The 21762-nt window shown below is 56.9% G+C and carries 32 protein-coding genes and 2 pseudogenes; all 34 read left to right on the forward strand.

Translation table 11 applies throughout. From position 1 onward, the window contains the following. Nucleotides 1-2 precede the first annotated feature (2 nt). The 34 genes and pseudogenes from fusA (at nucleotide 3) to Q8Q08_07480 (ending at nucleotide 21747) form a co-directional block, all read left to right on the forward strand. Nucleotides 3-2096, forward strand: a complete 2094-nt coding sequence (gene fusA, locus Q8Q08_07315; protein ID MDP2653824.1) for an elongation factor G — start codon at nucleotides 3-5, stop codon at nucleotides 2094-2096. Nucleotides 2097-2155: 59 nt separating this feature from the next. Further along, the gene (tuf, locus tag Q8Q08_07320; protein ID MDP2653825.1) at nucleotides 2156-3349 is read left to right on the forward strand and encodes an elongation factor Tu; all 1194 of its coding nucleotides are present in this window, start codon (nucleotides 2156-2158) and stop codon (nucleotides 3347-3349) included. Nucleotides 3350-3415: 66 nt separating this feature from the next. Beyond that, a complete protein-coding gene (gene rpsJ / locus Q8Q08_07325; GenBank protein MDP2653826.1) occupies nucleotides 3416-3718 on the forward strand; it encodes a 30S ribosomal protein S10 in 303 nt (100 codons plus the stop codon). Between the two features lie 9 nt (nucleotides 3719-3727). Further along, nucleotides 3728-4324: pseudogene (rplC, locus tag Q8Q08_07330) on the forward strand (50S ribosomal protein L3). Nucleotides 4325-4463: 139 nt separating this feature from the next. Next, complete coding sequence (rplD, locus tag Q8Q08_07335) at nucleotides 4464-5090, forward strand: 50S ribosomal protein L4 (GenBank protein ID MDP2653827.1); 627 nt, start codon at nucleotides 4464-4466, stop codon at nucleotides 5088-5090. 6 nt (nucleotides 5091-5096) lie between these two features. Further along, nucleotides 5097-5375 (forward strand): 50S ribosomal protein L23, encoded by a 279-nt coding sequence (gene rplW, locus Q8Q08_07340; protein MDP2653828.1) that lies wholly within the window; start codon nucleotides 5097-5099, stop codon nucleotides 5373-5375. Nucleotides 5376-5497: 122 nt separating this feature from the next. Further along, a complete protein-coding gene (rplB, locus tag Q8Q08_07345) occupies nucleotides 5498-6334 on the forward strand; it encodes a 50S ribosomal protein L2 (protein ID MDP2653829.1) in 837 nt (278 codons plus the stop codon). Nucleotides 6335-6336: 2 nt separating this feature from the next. Then, nucleotides 6337-6624 carry a 30S ribosomal protein S19 gene (rpsS, locus tag Q8Q08_07350; protein MDP2653830.1) on the forward strand — a complete coding sequence of 96 codons (288 nt, stop codon included), beginning with the start codon at nucleotides 6337-6339 and terminating at the stop codon, nucleotides 6622-6624. 26 nt (nucleotides 6625-6650) lie between these two features. Next, nucleotides 6651-6986 carry a 50S ribosomal protein L22 gene (rplV, locus tag Q8Q08_07355; GenBank protein MDP2653831.1) on the forward strand — a complete coding sequence of 112 codons (336 nt, stop codon included), beginning with the start codon at nucleotides 6651-6653 and terminating at the stop codon, nucleotides 6984-6986. 10 nt (nucleotides 6987-6996) lie between these two features. After that, entirely contained in the window at nucleotides 6997-7656 is a 660-nt protein-coding gene (rpsC, locus tag Q8Q08_07360; GenBank protein MDP2653832.1) for a 30S ribosomal protein S3, read from the forward strand. A 48-nt stretch (nucleotides 7657-7704) separates the two neighbouring features. Further along, nucleotides 7705-8121, forward strand: a complete 417-nt coding sequence (gene rplP / locus Q8Q08_07365; GenBank protein ID MDP2653833.1) for a 50S ribosomal protein L16 — start codon at nucleotides 7705-7707, stop codon at nucleotides 8119-8121. Nucleotides 8122-8245: 124 nt separating this feature from the next. Continuing rightward, nucleotides 8246-8443, forward strand: coding sequence for a 50S ribosomal protein L29 (gene rpmC / locus Q8Q08_07370; protein MDP2653834.1), 198 nt, complete (start codon nucleotides 8246-8248; stop codon nucleotides 8441-8443). Beyond that, nucleotides 8440-8703, forward strand: a complete 264-nt coding sequence (rpsQ, locus tag Q8Q08_07375) for a 30S ribosomal protein S17 (protein ID MDP2653835.1) — start codon at nucleotides 8440-8442, stop codon at nucleotides 8701-8703. The genes rpmC and rpsQ overlap by 4 nt, the downstream gene beginning before the upstream one ends. Before the next feature lie 45 nt (nucleotides 8704-8748). Continuing rightward, a complete protein-coding gene (gene rplN, locus Q8Q08_07380; protein MDP2653836.1) occupies nucleotides 8749-9117 on the forward strand; it encodes a 50S ribosomal protein L14 in 369 nt (122 codons plus the stop codon). Nucleotides 9118-9121: 4 nt separating this feature from the next. Beyond that, nucleotides 9122-9430, forward strand: a complete 309-nt coding sequence (gene rplX / locus Q8Q08_07385; GenBank protein ID MDP2653837.1) for a 50S ribosomal protein L24 — start codon at nucleotides 9122-9124, stop codon at nucleotides 9428-9430. Between the two features lie 40 nt (nucleotides 9431-9470). Further along, nucleotides 9471-10016 (forward strand): 50S ribosomal protein L5, encoded by a 546-nt coding sequence (gene rplE / locus Q8Q08_07390; protein MDP2653838.1) that lies wholly within the window; start codon nucleotides 9471-9473, stop codon nucleotides 10014-10016. Between the two features lie 33 nt (nucleotides 10017-10049). Further along, nucleotides 10050-10235: a type Z 30S ribosomal protein S14 gene (locus tag Q8Q08_07395; protein ID MDP2653839.1), complete on the forward strand. Its 186-nt coding sequence runs from the start codon at nucleotides 10050-10052 to the stop codon at nucleotides 10233-10235. Nucleotides 10236-10368: 133 nt separating this feature from the next. Continuing rightward, nucleotides 10369-10761, forward strand: coding sequence for a 30S ribosomal protein S8 (gene rpsH / locus Q8Q08_07400; GenBank protein ID MDP2653840.1), 393 nt, complete (start codon nucleotides 10369-10371; stop codon nucleotides 10759-10761). Between the two features lie 44 nt (nucleotides 10762-10805). Next, nucleotides 10806-11345, forward strand: coding sequence for a 50S ribosomal protein L6 (gene rplF / locus Q8Q08_07405; GenBank protein ID MDP2653841.1), 540 nt, complete (start codon nucleotides 10806-10808; stop codon nucleotides 11343-11345). Between the two features lie 31 nt (nucleotides 11346-11376). Further along, a complete protein-coding gene (gene rplR, locus Q8Q08_07410) occupies nucleotides 11377-11748 on the forward strand; it encodes a 50S ribosomal protein L18 (GenBank protein ID MDP2653842.1) in 372 nt (123 codons plus the stop codon). Nucleotides 11749-12062: 314 nt separating this feature from the next. Then, nucleotides 12063-12554, forward strand: a pseudogene (gene rpsE / locus Q8Q08_07415) (30S ribosomal protein S5). Then, nucleotides 12526-13011: a 50S ribosomal protein L15 gene (gene rplO, locus Q8Q08_07420; GenBank protein ID MDP2653843.1), complete on the forward strand. Its 486-nt coding sequence runs from the start codon at nucleotides 12526-12528 to the stop codon at nucleotides 13009-13011. The pseudogene rpsE and the gene rplO overlap by 29 nt, the downstream one beginning before the upstream one ends. A 43-nt stretch (nucleotides 13012-13054) precedes the next feature. Next, on the forward strand, nucleotides 13055-14401 hold the full coding sequence (secY, locus tag Q8Q08_07425; protein ID MDP2653844.1) for a preprotein translocase subunit SecY: 1347 nt from the start codon (nucleotides 13055-13057) through the stop codon (nucleotides 14399-14401). Next, on the forward strand, nucleotides 14398-15084 hold the full coding sequence (locus tag Q8Q08_07430) for an adenylate kinase (protein ID MDP2653845.1): 687 nt from the start codon (nucleotides 14398-14400) through the stop codon (nucleotides 15082-15084). The genes secY and Q8Q08_07430 overlap by 4 nt, the downstream gene beginning before the upstream one ends. Further along, nucleotides 15038-15796: a type I methionyl aminopeptidase gene (map, locus tag Q8Q08_07435; GenBank protein MDP2653846.1), complete on the forward strand. Its 759-nt coding sequence runs from the start codon at nucleotides 15038-15040 to the stop codon at nucleotides 15794-15796. Before Q8Q08_07430 ends, map begins: the two co-directional genes overlap by 47 nt. Nucleotide 15797: 1 nt before the next feature. Continuing rightward, nucleotides 15798-16016: a translation initiation factor IF-1 gene (infA, locus tag Q8Q08_07440; protein ID MDP2653847.1), complete on the forward strand. Its 219-nt coding sequence runs from the start codon at nucleotides 15798-15800 to the stop codon at nucleotides 16014-16016. 42 nt (nucleotides 16017-16058) lie between these two features. After that, nucleotides 16059-16172: a 50S ribosomal protein L36 gene (gene rpmJ / locus Q8Q08_07445; GenBank protein MDP2653848.1), complete on the forward strand. Its 114-nt coding sequence runs from the start codon at nucleotides 16059-16061 to the stop codon at nucleotides 16170-16172. A 113-nt stretch (nucleotides 16173-16285) separates the two neighbouring features. Beyond that, nucleotides 16286-16663, forward strand: coding sequence for a 30S ribosomal protein S13 (rpsM, locus tag Q8Q08_07450; protein MDP2653849.1), 378 nt, complete (start codon nucleotides 16286-16288; stop codon nucleotides 16661-16663). Between the two features lie 32 nt (nucleotides 16664-16695). Next, nucleotides 16696-17118, forward strand: coding sequence for a 30S ribosomal protein S11 (gene rpsK, locus Q8Q08_07455; GenBank protein MDP2653850.1), 423 nt, complete (start codon nucleotides 16696-16698; stop codon nucleotides 17116-17118). Between the two features lie 21 nt (nucleotides 17119-17139). Continuing rightward, nucleotides 17140-17766, forward strand: a complete 627-nt coding sequence (rpsD, locus tag Q8Q08_07460; protein MDP2653851.1) for a 30S ribosomal protein S4 — start codon at nucleotides 17140-17142, stop codon at nucleotides 17764-17766. Nucleotides 17767-17797: 31 nt separating this feature from the next. Continuing rightward, nucleotides 17798-18787, forward strand: a complete 990-nt coding sequence (locus Q8Q08_07465) for a DNA-directed RNA polymerase subunit alpha (GenBank protein ID MDP2653852.1) — start codon at nucleotides 17798-17800, stop codon at nucleotides 18785-18787. Between the two features lie 4 nt (nucleotides 18788-18791). After that, the gene (gene rplQ / locus Q8Q08_07470; GenBank protein MDP2653853.1) at nucleotides 18792-19373 is read left to right on the forward strand and encodes a 50S ribosomal protein L17; all 582 of its coding nucleotides are present in this window, start codon (nucleotides 18792-18794) and stop codon (nucleotides 19371-19373) included. Nucleotides 19374-19431: 58 nt separating this feature from the next. Beyond that, complete coding sequence (locus tag Q8Q08_07475) at nucleotides 19432-20619, forward strand: pyridoxal phosphate-dependent aminotransferase (protein MDP2653854.1); 1188 nt, start codon at nucleotides 19432-19434, stop codon at nucleotides 20617-20619. A gap of 54 nt (nucleotides 20620-20673) precedes the next feature. After that, complete coding sequence (locus Q8Q08_07480; GenBank protein ID MDP2653855.1) at nucleotides 20674-21747, forward strand: PilT/PilU family type 4a pilus ATPase; 1074 nt, start codon at nucleotides 20674-20676, stop codon at nucleotides 21745-21747. Nucleotides 21748-21762 lie beyond the last annotated feature (15 nt).

The following is a 21762-nucleotide window of genomic DNA, read 5'->3' on the forward strand; positions in this document are numbered from 1 at the left end:
AAATGGCTGTCCAAGTCCCCTTAAAAGATCTGCGCAACATCGGAATCATCGCTCATATCGACGCCGGAAAGACGACGACGACCGAGCGGATCCTGTATTACGCCGGCGTCATTCACAAGCTGGGCAACATTGATGACGGCAACACCGCCATGGATTGGATGCCGCAGGAGCAGGAGCGCGGGATCACGATCACTTCGGCGAGCACGCGCTGTTTCTGGAGGGACAAACAGATCAATATCATCGACACCCCGGGCCACGTGGATTTTACCGTTGAGGTCGAGCGTTCGCTGAAGGTCCTGGATGGCGCCGTTATCGTCCTGTGCGGCTGCAGCGGTGTTCAGCCCCAGACCGAGACGGTTTGGCGTCAGGCCGACAGATACCATGTCCCGCGCATCGCTTTCGTCAACAAGATCGACCGTTTGGGCGCGGATTTTGACCGCGTTCTCAGCGAGATCCATGAGCGGTTGGGCGCACACGCCGCCGGCATCTGTTTCCCCGATGGGACTGAAGACAGATTTCAGGGCATCGTGGACGTGGTCCATAATGATTATGTCACTTACAAGGACACCGAGGGGCAGGAGATGGAGAGAAATCCCATCCCCGCCGCTCTCCAGGAAGCCACTAAGAAATATCGCCATATCCTGATTGAAAAACTGGCCGAAGTCGATGACGCGATCATGGAAAAGTTTGTTGAGGAGAAAGAAGTCGCGGTCGAGGAGCTCAAGGCCGCCATCCGCCGCCAGGTCGTCAGGAGCAAATTCCTTCCGGTCCTGGTCGGCACCGCCCTGAGGAACAAGGGTGTGCAGCTTGTCCTCGATGCTGTTTGCGATTATCTCCCGTCCCCCCTCGATCTCCCGCCGCTCCAAGGCGTAAATCCCGACAATGAAGAAAAAGTTGAACGAGCCGTCACCAAAGAGGCCCCCTTGGCGGGTCTCGTTTTTAAGATCGCTTCTGATGCGTATGTGGGAAAGCTTTTTTATACCCGGATCTATTCCGGACGGCTCAAGCAGGGCGATACCATTTACAATTCGACCCGCAAGTGCCGCGAGCGCGTTTCGAAGATCGTTGTCATGCATGCCAACCGGCAGGAAATCGTTGATTTTGTCGAGGTCGGGGACATTGTCGCCCTGGTGGGGCTCAAGGACAGCAAATCCGGCGACACCGTTTGCGACGATGAGAACCACATCGTCATTGAGAGGATGAACGTCCCGGAGCCGGTCGTGTCCATGGCCATCGAGCCGAAAACCAAGGCCGACCAGGACAAGCTCGGCTTTACTCTCCGTAAATTTTTGGACGAGGATCCGTCCCTCCGCGTGAAATACGACCATGAAACCGGGCAGACCATCATTTCCGGCATGGGAGAACTCCATTTGGAAATCATCATTGACCGCATGAAGCGCGAGCACAACCTGGAATGCAACATTGGCCGTCCGCAGGTCGCTTACCGTGAGGCCATCACCAAGAAGGTTTCCGGAATTGAAGGGAAATTCATCACCCAGACCGGCGGCCGCGGCCAGTACGGGCATGTCATCATCGATGTTGAGCCAGGCGAGAAGGGTAAGGGCATTGTCTTTATCAACAAGATCAAGGGCGGCTCGGTTCCTCGCGAATATTTTAAGCCGATTGAAGAAGGCATCCGCACCGCCGCCCAGACCGGGATCCTGGCCGGTTATCCGGTCTCCGATTTTACCGTGACGCTGGTCGACGGGTCTTATCACGAAGTCGATTCCAGCGAGCTGGCGTTCCAGTTGGCCGCGAAGTATGCGCTCCAGGAAGGCCTGCGCCGGGGAGGGTCTGTTTTTATCGAGCCGATCATGGGTTTGGAGTGCACGGTCCCCGAGGATTATATGGGGTCCGTCATCGGAGATTTGAACACCCGCCGCGCCAAGATCGTTGAGCTCGGCACCAGAGGCAAACTGAAAACAGCCCGCTGCGAGGTTCCGTTGGCAGAGATGTTCAACTACGCAAACGCGCTGAGGTCGTTGACCCAGGGACGCGCGTCGTTCTCGATGGAGCCGGCTTTTTACGCAGAGGTTCCGCACCACTTGGGAGAGAAAATCAAGGGAGCCCGACAAGAGGCTGCCGGCAAGAAATAACTTTATACCCATTCAACCGAAATCGGATCTCACGAAATCCAGAAAACGGGAGGACAGTCATGGCTAAGGAAAAATTCATCCGTAACAAACCGCACCTCAACATCGGGACCATCGGTCACGTCGATCACGGGAAAACGACCCTGAGCGCCGCGATCACCACCGTGTTGAGCAGCAGGGGTTTGGCTCAGGCACGGTCCTATGACTCGATCGATAACGCTCCGGAAGAGAAAGAGCGCGGCGTTACGATCAATATCTCCCATCTTGAATACGAGACGGACAAGAGGCATTACGCCCACATCGACTGTCCCGGCCACGCGGACTACATCAAGAACATGATCACCGGCGCGGCCCAGATGGACGGCGCGATCCTGGTCGTGTCCGCCGCCGACGGTCCTATGCCCCAGACCCGCGAGCACATCCTCCTGGCCCGCCAGGTGAACGTGCCCCAGATCGTCGTTTTCATGAACAAAGTGGACCAGGTCCAGGACAAGGAACTGCTCGACCTCGTCGAGCTCGAAGTTCGCGACCTGCTGACCAAATACAAGTTTGACGGCGACAAGACCCCGATCATCAAAGGGAGCGCCCTTGATGCGTTGAGCAACCCGAAGGACGCGGCCCATATCCAGCCGATCCTCGATCTGATGAAGGCGGTTGACGATTATATCCCGGAACCCAAGCGCGACCTGGACAAGCCGTTCTCCATGGCCGTGGAAGACATCTTTTCCATCTCCGGCCGCGGAACCGTCGCCACGGGAAGGATCGAGCGCGGGAAGTGCCACGTTGGCGAAGAAGTTGAGGTCGTCGGGCTTCGTCCGGCGGTCCAGAAGACGGTTATCACCGGTGTGGAAATGTTCCGCAAGGAGCTCGATGAGGGCTTTGCCGGGGATAACGTCGGGCTTCTGCTGCGAGGGATGGACAAGAACACCATCGAGCGCGGGATGGTTTTGGCCGCCCCGGGTTCGATCACGCCTCATACCAAATTCAAGGCGCAGGTTTACATTTTGACCAAAGAGGAAGGCGGGCGCCATACCCCGTTCTTCAAGGGATATAAACCCCAGTTCTACTTCCGCACGACGGACGTGACCGGAACGGCAGAGTTGCCGGCCGGTGTTGAGATGTGCATGCCCGGCGACAACGTGGAGCTGGTCATCGAGTTGATCACCCCGGTCGCTATGGACAAAGAGCTGCGTTTCGCGATCCGCGAAGGCGGCCGTACCGTCGGGGCAGGCGTCATCCACGAAATCATCAAATAAGGCAACCGGATCGGAATTGCCCGGTATGCGGTGAGCCTACCGGCTCATCAGAAGAGAGTTTTTTGTATGCAAAAAATCAGAATCAAGTTAAAGGCTTATGATCACCGGCTGATTGACCAGTCGGCGCAGGAAATTGTGGACACGGCGATCCGGACCGGCGCTAAAGTGGCCGGCCCTGTCCCGCTTCCGACCAAGAAGGAATTGTACACGGTGCTTCGCTCTCCGAACGTGGACAAGAAGTCGCGGGAGCAGTTCCACTTGGCGATCCACAAGCGCCTCATCGATCTCATTGAGCCGTCCGCCAAGACGGTGGAGGCCTTGCGCAAACTGAACCTGCCCGCCGGTGTTGACGTCGAAATCAAGCAGTAAGGATATCCCATGATACGCGGTTTGATCGGACGAAAAATTGGAATGACGCAGGTCTTCGACAAGGACGGGAACATCATCCCCGTCACGGTCGTCGAGGCCGGCCCTTGCTGCATCCTGCAGCTCAAAGAGGCTCCGGTCAAGGTGCGGCTAGGTTTTGACGCGAAGCGCGAGTCGCTGGTGCGCAAGCCTGAGCAGGGTTTGTTTAAAAAGGCCGGCGTTTCGGCTGTGCGCGTCATCAAAGAAGTGGATTCGAGCGATAACAAGGATTATAAAGTCGGCCAGATGATCACGGCCGATATTTTTAAGCCGGGGGATTACGTGGATGTCACCGGGATTTCGCAGGGCAAGGGTTTCCAGGGCGGTATGAGGCGCTGGCACTGGTCCGGCGGTCCTGGCAAGCACGGGTCCATGCATCACCGCCGGGTCGGTTCGATCGGCCAGAGCGCCGAGCCGTCACGTACCCTGGTGGGCCAGCACATGCCTGGTCATATGGGCGCCGAGCGTGTTACGGTCCAGGGGCTCCGGGTCATAGAGGTCATGATTGATCAAAATTTGCTTTTGATCAAGGGCGCTGTCCCCGGCGTTAAGAAGAATTACGTCGTGATCAACCGTTCCAAGAAAAAGGCCTACAAGTCGCTTGACGAGAAGAAGGCTGTCGCCGAAGTGAAGCGCAATCCGATGAAGCAGAGCAAGGCTGCGGCCAAGGGCGGCAAGGCGGCTCCGGCGGCCAAGGGAGGTAAGTAACATGTCGTCACTTCCCATTCTGGACAAGCAGGGAAAGAAAACCGAGGCCCTGGATCTCCCGAAGGAAATTTTTGAGGCCCCGTTGAATACAAAGGTCCTTCACCAGGCCGTTGTCATGTACCAGGCCTCGCAGCGCCAGGGGACTTTGAACACCAAAGAGCGCGCCTATGTCTCCGGCGGCGGCAAGAAGCCGTTCCGCCAGAAGGGCACGGGCCGCGCCCGCGCCGGGTCCATCCGTTCTCCTCTGTGGCACGGCGGCGGGACCGTGTTCGGTCCGCATCCCCGGGATTTCGGTTACGATATCCCCAAGCGCGCCCGCAAGACCGCGCTGCGGGAGAGTCTGAACGCCAAGTTCAAGTCCAACGACCTGTTCTGCCTGATTGAGTTGAAAGAAAAAATTTCCAAGACCAAGGACTTTGCGAAAATTCTGGACGCCCTGAAGCTCAAGGGGAAGATCCTGGCGATCCTCGACGGCTGCGATGACAGCGTGAGACTGGCCAGCCGTAATATCGACCGGTTCCAGCTGATGCGTTCCGAGGACGTAAACGCGTATCATATTTTGCGGAACAAGAGGTTGCTGGTGACCAAGACGGCGTTCCATAAACTGTTAAAGCGTATTGAAGGATAAACGGCCATGGCTGTCGCCTACGATGTGATCAAAACTCTGCTACGCACCGAAAAAGGGACTTCGCTCGAGCCCGACCGCAAGTACCTGTTTAAGGTCGCCGGCAAGGCCAACAAAATACAGATCAAAAGGGCTGTCGAGGAGATTTATAAGGTCAAGGTCCAGGCGGTCAACACGACCGTGGTGCCGGGGAAGCGCAAAAGGGTCCGCCAGGAATTCGGATACACGACGGACTGGAAAAAGGCGGTCGTGACCTTGAGGGAAGGGCAGAAAATCGAAGTGAGTTAATGAGGCCCAAGCTTATGGAAGTCCCGCGAAGCGGGACGACATAAGTTTGCTGGCCGAATTAACCCCGGCCGATTGCCCTGTGAAGCGCCGAGGGCAGCCGGGTTGAAAGATGAGAGAGAAATATGGGACTTAAAAAATTCAAACCAACGACGAATGGTCTCCGGCACACGGTGATCTCGGATTTCCGGGAGATCACCAAAGGCAAGCCGGAAAAGGCCCTTTTGAAGCCGCTCAAGAAAAGCGGCGGCCGCAACTGTTACGGCCGGATCACCATGAGATTCCGCGGCGGAGGGCATAAAAGGATGTACCGCCTGGTGGACTTTAAGCGTGACCGGCTGGATCAGGAAGCCGAAGTGGTCGCCATTGAATATGATCCCAACCGCTCGGCCCGGATCGCCCTGGTGCGTTATCCGGACGGGACGAAATCGTATATCCTGGCTCCTCTGGAGCTGAAGGTCGGCGAAAAAGTGGTCAGCACGATCACGGGGGAAGCCGAAATTGTGGCCGGTAACTGCATGCCGATCCGCCGCATCCCGCTGGGGACGGCCATCCATAATATCGAGATCCTTCCCGGCAACGGCGGGCAGTTCGCCCGTTCCGCCGGAGTTTCAGCCCAGATTTTAGCCAAGGAAGGCGATTACGCCCATGTCCGCATGCCGTCGAGCGAGGTCCGGAAGTTCCGTTTGGACTGCCGCGCGACCATCGGTCAGATGGGCAACGTCGAGCACGATTCGATCTCTGTCGGCAAGGCCGGCCGGAACCGCTGGCTGGGCCGTAGAGGGCATGTCCGCGGCGTCGCGATGAACCCGGTTGATCACCCGCACGGCGGCGGCGAGGGCAAGGCCCCGCAGGGAAACCCTCATCCGGTGAGCCCGTGGGGGCAGAAGTCCAAAGGTCTCCGGACCCGGACGCCCAAAAAATATTCCAACAAGTGGATCGTTAGAAGAAGGACGAAGTAAATATGACAAGATCAGTCAAAAAAGGCCCTTTTGTCGAAGAAGCGTTGATGAAGCGCGTGCAGAGGATGGCGTCCTCGGGGCAGAGACAGCCTGTCAAAACCTGGTCGCGCCGTTCGACCGTTGTTCCGGAATTTGTCGGCATGACGATCGCGATTTACGACGGCCGTAAGCATGTGCCGGTTTACATCACCGAGAACATGGTCGGTTATAAGCTCGGCGATTTTGCCCCGACCCGCACGTTCCGCAAGCACGGCGGCGTGAAGGCCAAGAAGTCCCCGGACAAGACCTAAGGAAAAAGGATTTTTAGAGGTTACCCATGATTGCTCAAGCCCATGGACGTTATATGAGAGTTTCCCCGATGAAAATGCGCCAGGTCATCGACCTGATCCGCGGGAAGGACATTTCTTCCTCCAAGGTCATTTTGACCCAGGTCAACAAGGGGTGCACGGGGATGATCGCCAAGGTCCTCAATTCCGCGGTCAGCAATGCCAAGCAAAAAGGGTTGAGCGAGGACCAGCTTTTCATTTCCAAGATTGTCGCCAACGGCGGTCCGATGTGGAAGCGGTTCCGTCCCGCGGCGTTCGGGCGGGCCACGCCGATTTTAAAGAGGACAACGCATCTTAAGATTGAATTGGATCTCATTACGAGATAAGGGGTCAAACGTGGGACAAAAAGTTCATCCATTTATTCAGAGAATCGGCGTCAACCGCAACTGGCGCAGCCTTTGGTATGCGGACAAAAAAGATTACAAGCACAACATCGTTGAGGATTTCAATATCCGCAAGTTCATCAAGGCGAAGTTCTCCCAGGCCGCCGTCTCGTACATCAACATCGAGCGCCTGGCCGAGCAGACCAAGATCAAGATCGCGTCCGCCCGTCCCGGTGTCATCATCGGCCGGCGCGGGGCGGATTTGACCCGGATCAAGGAAGAGCTGAGAGCCATTTCCAAGAAAGAAATCGATGTCGATGTGATCGAGATCAAGAATCCGGCCATCGAGGCCCAGCTGGTGGCCCAGAACGTGGCTTTTCAGCTCGAGAAGCGCGTCATTTTCCGCCGCGCCATCAAGCGCGCCGTGGAGCAGGCCATGCAGAGCGGGGCCAAAGGGATCAAGATCAGCGTCTCGGGACGTTTGGGCGGGGCGGAAATGGCCCGTCGGGAAACCCACCGGGAGGGATCGATTCCTTTGATGACTTTGAGAGCGGACGTGGATTATGGTTTTGCCGAAGCCCGGACCACCTACGGGATCATCGGCGTGAAGTGCTGGGTTTACAAGGGTGATATCATCCGCGAGAAGAAACGAACGCTGGCGCCCGCAAAATAATTCCGGTTTCCGCAAATTTGTGAAAGCCGATAACGGAGTGAAGCCGTCATGTTGATACCCAGGAGAGTCAAATACCGCAAGGCCCAGAAGGGAAAGGTCCGGGGTCTCGCCACCCGCGGGAACCGGTTGCTTTTCGGGGAATACGGGCTGAAGGCCCTGGAGAACGGTTTGATCCGTTCCAACCACCTCGAGGCCTGCCGTGTCGTCGTCGCCAGAAAATCCGCCGGCGCAGGAAAATTTTGGATCAAGGTGTTTCCGTACAAGCCGGTCACGAAAAAACCGCCGGAAACCCGGCAGGGAAAAGGGAAAGGCGATCTGGATCACTGGGTCGCTCCGATCCACCGAGGCGTCATCATTTGCGAATTGGGCGGCGTTCCTGAAGAGTTCGCCAAGCGGCTGTTCCGTCTGGTCGCCTTTAAGCTGCCGATCCGGACAAAGTTCGTCACCCGTGCGACGATGCATTAATGAGTACGCAACTTGCGGAACGAAGTGAACGCAAGTTGCTGTGCGAATTAACCCTGTGAAGCATGAGCGAGCTTGCGAGCGAATGATTGCGGAACAGGGATAATGAGATTACGAGGTTGATGCCATGAAAATGAAAGAACTGGAAGCCCTCAGCTCCGAAGAATTGTTGCAGAAGGAAAGAGCGTTCAAGAAGAGCATTTTCGAGCTTGATTACCAGAAAAAAATGGGACGCGTGGAGAAACCGGCCCAATACAAGCTTCTCCGGCGGGATATCGCCAGGATTTTAACCCTGCTTAACCAGAGAAAGACTCAGAAGACATGACCACCCGGACCAACAGACGCAAATTCCTCGCAGGGGAAGTCGTCAGCGACAAGATGAACAAGACGCGTGTGGTTCAGATCCGCTGGGCTTCCAAGCATTCTAAATACGAAAAGACGATCCGGCGCGCGGCCAAATACAAGGCGCATGACGAGCAGAACGCCACCAAGACAGGTGATTTTGTCCGGATTATGGAGACCCGTCCGTTATCGAAAGACAAGCGCTGGATCATCTGCGAAGTGATCAAGAAGCGCGGGGCCTAACGGCCGCCCGCCCCGGAGGCCAGTGTCCGGGGGGAGGAAGGACTTATGCTGCAAATGAAATCCGTATTTGACGTGGCCGACAACACCGGGGCCCGCAAGGCCTCTATGATCGGCGTCCTCAAGGGGAAGGGCCGCCATTGGGCCCAGATCGGGGACATCATCAAGGTCAACATCAAGGAATCGGCCCCCGACGCCGCGCTCAAGAAGGGCGAAAAGGCCAAGGGCGTGATCGTGCGCACGCGCATGCCCATCCGCCGGGCCGACGGAAGCTATGTCCGTTTTGACACCAACGCCATCGTGATCATCGATGACGGCGGGAACCCGAAGGGGACGCGCGTCTTCGGCCCCGTGGCTAGGGAATTGCGCAATTTGGAATTCATGAAAATCATTTCGTTAGCCCCCGAGGTCATTTGACATGCTGCGCATCAAGAAAAACGACCGGGTGATGGTCATCACCGGCAAGGATAAAGGAAAAATCGGCAAGGTCATCCGTGTCATTTCCGCAGAGGACCGGGTGGTGATCGAGGCCGTGAATATGATCAAGAAGGCCAAGCGCCGGACCCAGCAGGATCAGCAGGGCGGGTTCTTGGAAGTCGAGCGCCCGATCCACATTTCCAACGTGATGCTGGTGGACAAGAAAACGAACAAACCGACCCGTTTCAGCGTTTCGGTCCTGAAGGACGGCTCCAAGGTCAGGATCAGCAAAAAAAGCGGCGAGGCCGTCTGAGCGGGTTTTCAGAAACGCGGCGCAGGAAAAGGAATAGACAATGGTTCCCCGTTTGATGAAAAAATATCAGGAAGAAGTCGTCCCGCAGCTCCAGCAGAAATTCGGGATCAAGAACGCCATGGCGCTCCCCCGCCTTGAAAAGATCGTTGTGAACATGGGGGTCGGGGAAGCCCTCCAGGACATCAAGATCATGGAAAGCGCCGTCCAGGAATTGACGATGATCACCGGGCAGAAGCCGGTCGTTCGCCGCGCCAGAGTGGCGATTTCCAATTTCAAGCTCAGGGAAAACGCCCCGGTGGGCTGCTGCGTGACCCTCCGCCGCACCCGGATGTATGAATTTTTGGATAAGCTGGTCAATATTTCCCTGCCGCGTATCCGCGACTTTAACGGGGTGTCCCGCAAGTCGTTCGACAAGCAGGGGAATTACACCCTCGGCATCTCGGACCAGTCGATCTTTCCGGAGATCGACACCGGCCGGCTCGGGAGGACGCAGGGCATGGACATTTCCATCGTTTTTGATAAGGGCCCCAAGGACCGCACGTGCGAAGTGCTCCGCCTGCTGGGGATGCCGTTTACCAAGTCGTAATGTTCCTGTCAAGGAAAGAAAGAGTTTGAGGTTATGGCAAGAAAAGGTCTGATCAACAAATCTCTGAAAAAACCGAAATTTTCCGCCCGCCAGCATAACCGCTGCACATTGTGCGGGAGGCCGAAAGGGTTTTTGCGCCGGTTCGGCATTTGTCGTATCTGTTTCCGCGAACTGGCCTGGAAAGGCGAAATCCCCGGGATCAAAAAGGCCAGCTGGTAATTGCCTTAACTCCGGTAGCCTCCGCCGTAAAGGATGTGAGTACCGGCGGTAAGGGTTGAATACGCGGGACCGCTATTCTATAAAAATCCCGAGCGCAGCGAGTGATCAAAGAAAAAAGGTAAAGGAAAAGCCAATGTCCGTTGACACGATCGCCAATTTTTTAACGAATGTCCGTAACGCCGTCCATGCCAAGAAAGAAACGGTGGAGATCCCGGCGTCAAAGATGACCGGGAGGATCCTCGAGATCATGAAAAATGACGGGTACATCGAGGATTTCCGGCTTTTAAAGAACAACACCCAGGGATCTTACAAGGTGTATCTCAAGTACGAAAGCAAGCGGCCCGCGATCATCGGGCTGAAGAGGATTTCCCGTCCGGGGTTGAGGGTGTATGTCGCGGGCGACGAAATTCCCCGCGTCTTGAGCGGGCTGGGGACGGCCGTGATTTCAACGTCGAAAGGCGTGATCACCGACCGTGAGGCACGCAAGCTCAAGGTCGGCGGCGAAATTGTCTGCCACGTATGGTAAGAACCTGATTCGGGTTGCCAACTTTCATTAAGAAGGATACTCAGATGTCGAGAATCGGTAAAATTCCAGTCGCATTGCCCAAGGACGTCAAGATCGCCATTGAAAAGGATATGTTGCGTCTGGAGGGGTCCAAGGGCAAGATGTCCCTGAAGATGCTCCCTTATATTCAAGTCGAGCAGAAGGACGCCCAGCTTTTGGTCACGCGTACCGGCGACATCAAGCAGGCCAGGGCGAACCAGGGCACGTTCCGCGCCCTTCTCCTGGGCATGATCGAAGGGGTTTCCAAGGGACACAAGAGAGATCTGGAGATTCAGGGGGTCGGGTTCCGCGCCCAGATCCAGGGGACGAAACTGATCCTGAACCTGGGATTCAGCCATCCTGTGGAATTCGAAGTCCCGAAGGACGTGAAAGTCTCCGTGCCGCAACCGACGTCGATCACGATCGAAGGGCTTGACAAGGCCGTCGTCGGAGAAGTGGCCGCCAAGATCCGGCGCATCAAGCCGCCGGAGCCGTATAAGGGCAAGGGGATCCGCTATTCCGGAGAATACGTGAGACGCAAGCAGGGGAAATCGGTTACCAAGTAATCTTGAAGGAATTGAATCAGGGGCCGTTGCTATGAAAAGCCAATCAAAAATACGTGAAATCAAGCGGAAGGCGCGCCATTACCGCATTCGAAGGAAGCTCGTGGGGACCCCGCAGCGTCCGCGGCTGTGCGTGCACCGCAGTCTGGGCAACATTTATGTGCAGGTCGTGGACGACGTGAGCCAGAAGGTCCTTTTCGGCATGTCCACGCTCAACAAGGATGTCCGCGGCAAGATCAAGGCCGGCGGCAATGTCGAGGCCGCGAAGGTCCTCGGCGGGGCCGTCGCCGCTTTGGCGCAGAAAAAAGGCATCAAAGAGGTCGCTTTTGACCGGGGCGGGTATCTCTATCACGGCCGGATCAAGGCCCTGGCTGACGGCGCCCGCGAAGGCGGTCTTGTTTTCTAATGATCTGCGCGCCTGCCGGTAGGCAGGAATTAGCCCCGCAGGTGTGGTTTTCGACGAGCAGATCACGCGGGGTCAAGGATTAGAATTTTCGAATAGAACAGGGAGACGGAATGAGCGAAGACAATCTCAAGAAAGCGGCGAAAATCAAGCCGAAGGCACAGGAAATCGATGGTGTCAAGGTCCCGGAAGTTGCGGACGTTGAACCGGATGCCGTTGTTGCTCCGGCCGAACCCACGGAAACCCGTGAACCAACCCGGGAAAGGGAACCCCGTTCCCAGTCCCGCCGCAGACCGTCAGCGCCGAGGCGGGATGCCGCGCCGTCGGAGTTTGTCGAAAAGGTGATCACGATCAAGCGCGTCACGAAAGTCACCAAGGGGAACAAGCGTTTGAATTTCAGCGCCCTGGTGGTCGTCGGGGACGGCAAGGGGCGCGTGGGATATGGATTGGAAAAGGCCGGCGAAGTGGCCTTGGCGATCAAGAAATCGCTCACGGCGGCCAAGAAGCGCCTGGTCCGCATTTCACTCAAGGGCACGACGATCCCGCATGAGATCATCGGGACGTGCGGGGCCGCGTCCGTTCTTTTGAAGCCCGCCGCCGAAGGTACCGGCGTCATCGCCGCAGGTCCGGTGCGCGCCGTCTGTGACGGGGCCGGGATCAGAAACATTTTGACCAAATGCCATAAATCGAACAACCCGATCAACGTTGTCAAAGCGACGTTCGACGGATTGAACCGCCTGAAAGCGGTCTCCAACATTCCAACGACGGGTAAGGAAGACAATGCAACTCCATCAGTTACTGGCTCCTAAAGGGGCGACCAAAAGACGGAAGATCGTGGGCCGCGGCCGCGGGTCCGGCCACGGCAAGACGAGCTGCAAGGGACACAAAGGGCAGAACGCGCGCAAGGGCCGCGGGATCCTTGGCCAGCTGGAAGGCGGCCAGATGCCGCTCATCCGGCGCCTGCCGAAAGTGGGCTTTCGCAGCAAGCGTCCGCTCGTTTATCAGGAAGTCAATCTGGAAGAGCTTACGAAATTCAAGGCTGGATCCGTCGTCGACGCCAGGACCCTGAAGGCGAAGGGGCTCATCAAAAATATTTTCAAGCCTTTTAAGATCCTGGGCGACGGGGATTTGAAGAACGCGTTGACGGTGCACGCCTACAGTTTTTCGAAAACGGCGGCGGAAAAAATCCAAAAGGCCGGCGGCAAACTGGAAACGGTCACGGCCGAGATCCTTAAGAAGCAGGAAGAGACGGCCTCTCCATCGTAGGCCTCTCGCGCCCCTTTGAGGGGGCGGACGGGATATTCGTTCCATGATATTGTCAGCCTTTTCCAATTGTTTTAGAATCCCGGAACTGAAAAATAAAATCCTGTTCACGCTGGGGATCATCGCCGTTTACCGGGTAGGGTGTTTTATCCCAACGCCGGGCGTGAACGGTTCGGTGCTGGCCTCGGCGTTTCAGAAGCTCAACTCGACCGACACAGGAACGATCTTTGGCATGATGAACATGTTCTCCGGCGGGGCGGTCGAAAAGATGACCGTTTTTGCCTTGGGGATCATGCCGTACATCTCAAGTTCGATCATCCTTCAGCTTCTGACGGCCATTATCCCGTCCCTGGAGAAGCTGGCCAAGGAAGGCCAGGCCGGATACCAGAAGATCAACCAGTACACCCGTTACGGGACTCTGGGACTGGCGCTGGTGCAGTCCTTTTTCATCGCGCTCTGGCTGGAGAAGCAGGCCTTTGAGGGCATGCAGGTCGTCAATGACCCGGGCTGGGGATTTCGTTTTGTGACCGTCCTGTCTCTGACCGCCGGCACGCTTTTGCTGATGTGGCTGGGTGAACAGATCCAGGAGCGCGGGATCGGGAACGGGATTTCCCTGATCATCACCGCCGGGATCATCGCCTCCGGGCCGCAGGCCATGCAGATGCTGATGATGCTCATGTCGGCCAAGACGGCCGGGGCCGCTCAGCTTCAGCTTTTTCATCTGATCATCATGATTGCGTTCTTGATCGGCGTGATCATCCTGGTCACGTTGATCACCCAGGCCCAGCGCAAGATTCCCGTGCAGTATGCCCGGAGGATCGTCGGCCGAAAGGTTTACGGCGGGCAGAGCACCTATATCCCCCTGAAGGTTGACACGTCGGGCGTTATCGCGATCATTTTCGCCCAGTCGATCATCCTGTTCCCGGCCACGCTGGCGAGTTTCATCCTGCATCCCTTTTTCCAGTGGCTGGGCTCGGTCCTGACGCGCGGCGGATGGTCGTATTACCTGTTGTACGGATTTTTAATCGTCTTTTTTTGTTATTTCTATACGGCGATCGTTTTCAATCCCGTTGATGTCGCGGAGAACATGAAGAAGCACGGCGGGTTCATCCCCGGCGTGCGGCCCGGCGCGCAGACCGCGGACTATCTCGATTTCGTTTTGACCCGGATCACGCTGGCCGGCGCGCTGTTCATCTGCGCGATCGCGGTCATGCCGGACGCGATCATGGCGTCGTTCAAGGTCCCGTATCTGGTGGCCTCCTTTTTCGGAGGGACGGGCGTCCTGATCATGGTCGGCGTCATGCTGGACACGATGAAGCAGATCGAATCGCACCTTTTGATGCACAACTACGAGGGCTTTATGAAATCCGGGCAACTACGGGGGCGCCGATGAGGGCCGTTCTTCTGGGACCTCCGGGCGTGGGCAAGGGAACTCTCGCCGGGCTGATCAAGGACAAGTTCGGCCTGTACCATTTTTCGACAGGGGATATCCTGCGCGAGGAGATCAAGGCCGGCAGCCCTCTGGGGAGTGAAGCCCAGCAGTATGTCGAATCCGGCAAGTTGGTCCCGGACGAAGTGGTCACCAAGCTTATTGATAACAAACTGGCGAAAACCCAGGATTTGGACCGCGGGTATCTTCTGGATGGCTTTCCCCGGACCGTGCAGCAGGCGAAGGACTTGGACGCGATTCTAACGAGATTGAACCAGCCGATCGATTCCGCTCTTTATATGGAAGCCGAACTCCCGGTCATTATTTTCCGCCTGACGGGCCGCCGGGTCTGCCGCAAATGCGGGGCGATCTATCATATCAAGAACAGGCCGGCGAAGGCAAACGGCGTCTGCGACCAGTGTGGCGGCGAGCTTTATCAGCGCAGCGACGATAACGAAGAAACGATCAAGACGCGCATGGACGTTTACCTGAAGAGCACCATGCCGATCGTCAAATATTACGAGACCCAGGGCAAACTCAAGACCCTGGATGCGCATAAAGATTCTGAATATCTGCTGATGTCGCTGGCGGGCATGTTTGATGAAAAAAGACCATCACATCAAAATAAAGTCTCCGGAAGAAGTTGAGATCCTCCGGCAGGCGGGCAGGAAATTAGCGGCGATCATCAGGGCATTGAGCGGTTCTTTAACATCAGGGATGACGACCCGGGACGTGGACGCCCTGGCGGAGAAGCTGATCCAAAAGGAAAAAGTCCGGGCCGCGTTCAAAGGGTACCGCGGATATCCCGCGAGCACCTGCGTGTCGGTGAACCATGAAGTGGTTCACGGGATCCCCGGCAAGAAGGTCCTCCGCGACGGCGACATCGTTTCGGTGGACGTGGGGATCATCGACGGGAATTATTATTCCGATTCGGCCGTGACCATCGGGGTCGGTCCGATCAGCGCCGAGCTGAAGAGATTGATGGATGTCACCCGGGAGGCGTTGCGGCGCGGGATCGCGCAGGCCAAGCCGGAAAACCACGTGTCGGATATTTCGTCCGCCGTTCAGAGTTACGTCGAGGCGAATCACTTGTCGGTGGTGAGGGATTTTGTCGGGCACGGGATCGGGAAGGCGCTGCACGAAGAGCCCGAGATCCCCAATTACGGCCCGCCGCATAACGGACCCGTCCTGGCGGAAGGCATGGTCCTAGCGATCGAGCCGATGGTCAACCTGGGGACGTGGCAGACACGGATTCTGGAAGACGGGTGGACGGTGGTGACCAGCGACGGAAAGCCATCGGCCCATTTTGAGCATACCATCGCCATCACGGCCGAGGGGCCGGAAATTCTGACGGGATAAAATGGCCAAAGAAGATTTGATTGAAGTCGAAGGTGTTGTTCATGAAGCACTGCCCAACGCGGTGTTCCGGGTGGAGTTGGATGGCGGGCACAAAGTTCTCGCGCACATTTCCGGAAAGATCCGGATGAATTTCATCCGCATCCTCCCCGGCGACCGGGTCAAAGTGGAATTGTCCCCGTATGACCTCACGCGCGGGCGCATCACGTTCCGGTGTAAGTGATCCGTCGTGTTGTTCCGATGAGTCAACAGAAAGATCAAAAACATGAAAGTGAAATCTTCGGTTAAAAGGATTTGCAGCAAGTGTAAAATTATCCGGCGCAGAAACGTCGTGAGGGTTATCTGTTCCAATCCCAAGCATAAACAGAGGCAGGGCTAATGACGGCTTGACTTGCGGAACGAAGTGTCGCAAGCCAATGTCGGAATTAGTCCCGGCGATGTGCCCCGCGAAGCGGGGCAGCCGGGATCCATGACACAACAGGAGAACCAGCAATGCCAAGAATCTTAGGTGTGGACATCCCCAGGGAAAAGCGGATTGAGGCCGCGTTGCCGTACATTTACGGGATCGGCCCCTCGACGGCCCGGAAAATCCTGACCCAGGCCCAGGTGGACGTTAACCGCAGGGCCAAAGACCTCACGGAAGAAGAGATTTCCAGGATCACGGCGATCGTCCAGAACAATTATGTGACCGAAGGCGACCTTCGCCGCGACGTCCAGCAGAACATCAAGCGCCTCATGGACAGCGGCGCCTACCGCGGCCTGCGTCACCGTAAAGGGCTGCCGTCCCGCGGGCAGAGGACAAGGACCAACGCCCGGACCCGCAAGGGGCGCAAATCAATGGTCGGGCGCATCGTAAAACCCGGGGCGTAAGGATCTGATAACGAAACGGATAAGGACACGACATGGCCAATAATCCAACACCAGCATCGCAGGAACCGACACGTAAAGAGAAGAAAGCGAAAAAACGTTCGCTCAAGGGGGTCACCGCGGGCATCGTCCATATCCAGGCGACGTTCAACAACACGCTCATTTCGATCGCCGACAAGCAGGGGAACATCCTCAGCTGGTCGAGCCCCGGCAAGGTGGGGTTCAGCGGTTCCAAGAAATCCACCCCGTTCGCCGCGCAGGTCGCCGCTTCAACGGCCGCCAAGGAGGCCAGGGATCTCGGGTTGCAGACGGTTGATATTTTGGTCAAGGGACCGGGGTCGGGCCGCGAGTCCGCCATCCGGGCTATCCAGGCCGCGGGGCTGATGGTCACGTCAATTCGGGATGTGACACCGATGCCTCATAACGGATGCCGTGCGCGCAAGAAACGCCGCGTGTAAAGGAAGAAAGGAATCTGATAGATGGCAAAAGATTTGGACTCAAAATGCCGGCTGTGCCGACGCGAAGGGGAAAAGCTTTTCCTCAAGGGCGCGCGCTGCTACACCCACAAGTGCGCGTTTGAGCGGAGAGATTATGCTCCCGGCCAGCACGGCACCAAGCGCACCAAACTTTCGAACTTCGGTATCCAGCTGCGCGAGAAGCAGAAACTCAAGCGCATTTACGGGCTGATGGAGAAGCAGTTCCGCCTGTATTTTTCCAAGGCCGTCGGCAGCAAAGGGGTCACGGGCCATGTGCTTCTGCAGTTCCTGGAGCGCCGCCTGGACAACGTGATCTTTCAACTGGGGTTTGCCACGTCGCGCCAGGAAGCGCGCCAGCTGGTCAGCCACGGCTTCACGTGCGTGAACGACAGACGGGTGAACATCCCATCGTATCTTGTCAAGCCCAACGACGAGGTTTCCCTGAAGTTCAAGAACACGGGGCTCAAGGCCGTCAAGGAAAACATTGAGGCCTCAAAGAGCAGGACCGTTCCCGCCTGGCTGGCCGCCGATCCTGACCATTTCAAAGGCAAGGTCGCGCGTCTGCCGGAGCGCGAGGACATCGGCTACGCCATCAACGAGCAGTTGATCGTTGAGCTTTATTCGAGATAATCGTCTCTCATCACCAATTTAGGAGGAGAACATGGGGGTTAAATGGCGAGATTTTCAGATGCCCAAAAGGCTGGATTGTGACGAGTCGTCTTATATCGCGACTTACGGCAAATTCATTGCCGAGCCGTTTGAACGCGGATACGGTGTGACGCTGGGGAATTCCCTGAGACGCATCCTGTTGTCCTCCATTGAAGGCAGCGCGGTGAGCGCGATCCGCATTGACGGCGTTCAGCACGAGTTTTCCACGATCCCGGGCGTTTTGGAATCGGTGACGGATATGGTCCTGAACGTGAAGGGGATTATCGTGAAGTCGCATTCCAAGGTCCCCAAGACGGTTTATATCAAGAAGGACCAAAAGGGCCCCATCCGCGCCAAGGACATCATCTGCGATGAAACCGTGGAGATCATCAATCCCGATCACCATGTCGTGACCCTGACCCAGGACATCCCGTTCAACATGGAGCTGGAGGTGTCGCGCGGCCGCGGATATGTGCCCGCGGAGCAGAACAAGAAGGAAGGCACGCCGGTCGGGACCGTTCCGGTGGATTCCATCTTCACGCCGATCACCAAAGTGAACTTTTTCGTTGAGAACACCCGCGTGGGACAGAGGACCGATTACGACCGCTTGGTCGTCGAGATCTGGACCAACGGCGGCATCAACCCGAAGGAAGCCCTCCTGTACGGGGCCAACATCCTCCAGCGCCATCTGGACGTATTCGTGAGTTACGGCCAGCTTCCGGAGGAAGAGGTTGAAGAGGAAGAGATCTCCATCGAGGAGCAGGCCCTTTATGAAAAACTCCGCCTGCCGATCTCGGAATTGGAGCTGTCCGTCCGCAGCGCCAACTGCCTGCGGGACGCCAACATCAAAACGATCGCGGACCTGGTCAAGAAGTCGGAGTCCGAACTTCTCAGTTTCCGCAATTTCGGAAAAAAATCATTGAGCGAGATCAATGACCTGTTGAAGGTCATGGGCTTGGGGCTCGGGATGAAGGTCGATCCCAAAAAGTTAAAGAAAGACTAATGACATGAAACACCGATACTCCGGGACCCGCTTGGGACGAAACTCCAGTTTGCTCAAGGCCACGCTCCGTGACCTGGCCAAGGCCACGCTGGTCCGCCAGCGGATCTGCACGACAAAGGCGAAGGCCAAAGAGGCCCGCAGGCTTGTCGAACGATTGATCACGCTCGGCAAAAAGGGCGAGCTGGCCCAAAAAAGGCATGCGTTTTCGATCCTTTGCGACCACGGGGTTGTCAGCGACCTCTTTAATAAAATCGCTCCGCGTTTCAAGAACCGCAACGGCGGCTACACGAGGATCATCACGCTCGCGAACCGCCGGGGCGACAACGCACAGATGGTGTATTTGGAACTGACCGAGAAAGACGAAACGATCATCAGCAAGCCCAAATCCCAGGCGGTCGCCAAGACCAAGGACATCGAAGCCAAGCCGGTCGAGACCGCGGTCAAGGAACCCCAGGTTGAGAAGAAAGCGGCCCCCAAGGTTGAAAAACCCTTCGAGAAGAAAATTGCCCCCAAGGACCAGGGCAAGCAGGAAAAGAGGGGCTTGGGCGGAGGTATCCGGGGGATCTTTAAAAAGCCTTCGGAATAAGATTCTGTAACCATTCGGCGATTTTGCGATGCTGGAAGCTCTCAATCTTCCAAAAGATATGCAGACTTCTGCCTTGAAAGTCAATCGGCGGATCAGGGATCTCATCGGGTCCTCAACGCTGGCCATCACGGCCAGGGCCAAGGAATTGAAGGCCCAGGGCCGAGATGTCGTTAATTTTGCCGGCGGGGAACCCGATTTCGACACGCCGGAGCCGATCAAGCAGGCGGCCATCGAAGCCATCAAGAGCGGCTTCACCAAATACACTCCCAGCACGGGCACCCAGGAGCTCAGGGATGCCATCTCTGCCAAATTCCAGAAAGACAACGGGCTGACCTACAAGCCGGGCCAAATCGCCGTTTCCTGCGGAGCCAAACATTCCCTTTACAACGTGATCCAGGTCTTGGTCGACGACGGGGACGAGGTCATCATTCCGGCCCCGTACTGGGTGAGCTATCCGGAAATGGTCAAGGCCGCCGGCGGCGTCAACCGTTTTGTTCAAACTTCCCGCGAGAATAATTTCAAGATCACCGCAGAGCAGCTGGACGGCAGTATCACGAAAAAGACAAAACTCTTCCTCCTCAACTCGCCGTCTAACCCGACCGGCGTTTTATATTCCCAAAAAGAGATCACAGCCCTCGCCGAAGTATGCGCCAAGAACAGGATTTATGTTTTAAGCGACGAGATATATGAAAAGCTGGTTTACGACGGCGAAACCTTCACATCGATCGGCGCCCTGGGCAAGGAGATTTTCGATCTGACGATCACGGTCAACGGCGTGTCCAAGGCCTACGCCATGACCGGCTGGCGTATCGGTTACGCGGCCGGACCGGCGGAGATCATGGATTACGTGAAAAAATTCCAGGACCACTCCACGTCCAACCCCACGTCCATCAGCCAGGTGGCCGCCCTGCAGGCGCTGAAGGCCCCGGAAGACAGCGTGGTGGCCATGCGCAACGAGTTTCAGAAGCGGCGTGACGCGATGATGAAGGCTGTGGGAGCCATCCCGCAGATTTCTTATGTGCGTCCCGGCGGTGCCTTTTATCTGTTCTGCGATTTTTCCTCGGTCGGGAACACGGAGGCCATCGCCAAGCGCATTTTGGATGACGTCAACGTCGCCGTCATCCCCGGCGACGGCTTCGGCGCCCCCGGATGGATCCGTTTGAGCTTTTCCACGTCCATGGACCGGATCCAGGAAGGCGTCAGGCGCATCGACGGGTGGATCAAAAATATCAAGGCCAAGATTTAAAAAGACTCAGCCGGACCGGGCGCGACCCCTTTCGGCAACCCCAGAGAGGCTAAGATGGAACTCCGAGATCTCCTGCTGATGTCTATTCAGAAACGCGCCTCAGACCTCCACCTGACCTACGATACCCCTCCCGTCCTGAGAATCGACGGCCGCCTTACCCTGGCCGGCAAGGAAACTTTAAGCCGCGAAGCCCTCAAAAAGATGATTTACGGAATTTTGACCGACAGCCAGAAGGAAAAGTTCGAGCAGGACAAGGAACTGGATTTTTCGCTCGCGCTTTCGGGGATGGACCGCTTTCGCGTGAATATCCACATGCAGCGCGGCGCGGTAGAAGCGGCGTTCCGGAGGATCCCGCTGTTTATCCCGAACATGCAGGAACTGGGGCTTCCGCCCATCATGGCGGATCTCGCCCGCAAGCCGAACGGGCTCGTGCTGTTGACCGGACCGACCGGGACGGGAAAAACCACGACGCTGGCGTCCATGATCAATTTGATCAACGAAGAAAAAGAGGCCCTGATCATCTGCATCGAGGACCCGATCGAATACATCCATTTCAACAAAAAATCCATCATCAAGCAGAGAGAGGTCTACAGCGACACGCATTCGTTCGCCGAGTCGCTCAAGCGCTGTCTGCGCCAGGACCCGGACGTCATTGTCGTCGGAGAAATGCGCGACCTGGAGACTATCTCCACGGCGCTGACCGCCGCCGAGACCGGCCATTTAGTCCTCGCGACCCTGCACACGCCCGATGCCCCGCAGACCATCGAGCGCATCATCGACGTCTTCCCGCCGCACCAGCAGCAGCAGGTGAAGCTCCAGCTGGCCTCCGCGCTTCAAGGCGTTGCCTCGCAGCTTTTGCTGCCGAAGGCCGACGGGCAGGGGCGCATCCTGTGCACCGAGATCATGATCGCCACGCCCGGGATCCGCAACTTGATCCGCGAACAGGCGATCGAGCAGATCCCCACGGCCATCCAGACCGGCAGCGCGTTCGGCATGCACACGATGGACAAGGCTCTTCAAAGGTTGTTTCAGGACGGCAAGATCACCATGGAGACCGCGCTGGACCATGTGAAGAACCGCGATGAGTTCAAGCAGTTGCTCAACACGACCCCCCCAAAACACAAGTAAGCACAGGATAAGGAT

Source organism: Candidatus Omnitrophota bacterium, from assembly GCA_030688425.1.
GTDB lineage: Bacteria > Omnitrophota > Gorgyraeia > Zapsychrales > JANLHA01 > JAUYIB01.